This window comes from Streptomyces bohaiensis, assembly GCF_012033785.1.
GTDB classification, from domain to species: Bacteria; Actinomycetota; Actinomycetes; order Streptomycetales; family Streptomycetaceae; genus Streptomyces; species Streptomyces bohaiensis.
Window position 1 is genome coordinate 1 of sequence record NZ_JAAVJC010000462.1, and the last position, 2,070, is coordinate 2,070.

1 protein-coding gene is annotated in these 2,070 nt (G+C 75.4%); it reads left to right on the top strand.

Translation table 11 applies throughout. The features are described 5' to 3' along the window. The first annotated feature begins 312 nt into the window (after window positions 1-312). Window positions 313-2,058: a penicillin-binding transpeptidase domain-containing protein gene (locus HCN52_RS23940; RefSeq protein WP_168090508.1), complete on the top strand. Its 1,746-nt coding sequence runs from the start codon at window positions 313-315 to the stop codon at window positions 2,056-2,058. Window positions 2,059-2,070 lie beyond the last annotated feature (12 nt).

Sequence of the window (2,070 nt, forward strand, 5' to 3'; positions counted from 1 at the left end):
GCGCCCCATCCCGACCGCGCACCCGCACGGCGGCGTCCGACGACGTTCGCTGCCGGACGGTACCGGCAAGCCGGGTCCCCCGAGCGCAGCCCGCCCCACCGCGGGCGGCCCGGTCGTGGGAACCGGTGCCCGCCCGGTGCGGTCCACCACGGCGGACGGCGGGCCACCACGCGTCGACACCGGCCGTGGCCCCGCGCCGCCGGTGGACCGGTCCGATGGTCGCGTTGTCGTACGGTTCCGTCGGCTCCGGCTGGGTCGGGTGGCGTGTTGCGTTGTTCGGTCGGTCAGTTCGGTAGGTCAGGAGCAGTGCGGATGCGGCAGAGCCGGAGAACCGTGGCCCTCGCGGGCGCGGTGGCGGCGGTGGTCGTCGGAGTGAGCGGATGCTCGTCGGACGACAGCGGAGGCGGGAACGGCACGTCGGCGGTCGACGCCCAGCAGACGGCGACGGAGTTCCTCGCCGCCTGGGCGGACGGCGACACCGACGCCGCCGCCGCGATGACGGACGACCCCGAGGCCGCGGCGGCGGCACTCGCCGCCTACGCGGAGGACGCGGGGGTCACCGAGCTGTCGCTGACCCCCGGGCCCGGGGCGGAGCAGGACGGCGGGGTGGAGGTGCCGTTCCAGGTCGCCGCGCAGGTCGCCCACGACGGTGACAGCGGCGACTGGCGGTACGGCTCCGCGCTCACCGTCGTCGCCGACCCGGACGCGGCAGCGGACGGAGAGGACGGGGGCGACGGAGACGGCCCCGACGCCGGGTCCGCCGCGGGCGGCCTCGTGCAGTGGCGCAGCGAGATCCTCCACCCGGGCCTCACCGAGGGGCGGCGGCTGGAGATCGGGCCCGCGGCGGAGCCCGCCCCGGTCCGCGCGCTGGACCGGGACGGCGACGAACTCGACCCGTCGGAGTTCCCCTCGCTGGGCCCGGTGATCGAGGCGCTGGCCGCGGCCCACGGCGAGACGGGCGGCGGACACCCCGGCACCGAGCTGCGCATCACCGGCCCGGCCGCCGACGACGGGACGACGTCGGAGGAGGACGAGGCGTCGGACGAGGACGGGGCCGCCGAGGAGGCGGACGAAGACGCGGACGAGAGCGCGGACGGCAACGGCGGCGCGAGCGAACAGCTGCTCCGGCTCTCCGAGCCCCGCGTCGGCGAGGTGCCCACCACCATCGACCCGCGGGTGCAGAGCGCGGCGGAGGCGGCGGTGGCGGACTCCGACCGCGCGTCGCTGGTCGCCATCCGGCCGAGCACCGGCGAGATCCTCGCGGTGGTCAACAACCCGGCCGACGGCGAGAACGTCGCGATGGAGGGCCGCTACGCGCCCGGCTCCACCTGGAAGATCATCACCGCGGGGATGATGGTCGAGGAGGGGTTGGCGAAGGCCGACGCGGCCCACCCCTGCCCCAAGATCTTCGAGTTCGAGGACTGGCCGTTCCAGAACCTCGACGAGTTCGAGATCAAGGGCGGCACCTTCGGCCAGTCGTTCGCCGCCTCCTGCAACACCGCGTTCATCAGCGCGGCGCCGGAGCTCGCCGACACGCAGCTGGCGGAGTACGCGCAGTCGACGTTCGGCATCGGCCTGGAGTGGCGCACCGGCGTGGAGACGATGAGCGGCTCGCTCAACGAGGAGTCGAAGGCGCAGATGGCGGCCCAGCTGATCGGCCAGGCGTCGGTCCGGGCCAACCCGCTGGTCATGGCATCGGTGTCGGCGACGGTGAAGGACGGCACGTTCCGGCAGCCGTACCTGGTGCCGCTGTCGTTCGACGACCGCGAGCCGGCGACCGCCCCCGGGCCGTCCGCGGCGACCGCCGCCGAGCTGCGGAAGCTGATGGCGCTGACCGTCGCCGGCGGCACGGCCACCGAGGCCATGTCGGGGGTGCCGGGCGACACCGGTGCCAAGACCGGCTCCGCCGAGGTGTTCGACCAGAAGAAGCCCAACGCCTGGTTCACCGCCTACCGCGACGACCTGGCGGTCGCGGCGGTGGTGCGGGAGTCCGGGCACGGCGGCAAGTTCGCCGGACCGCTCGTCGCCGAGGTGCTGCGCGAGGCCGGCGGCGCCTGAGCCGTCCGGCCG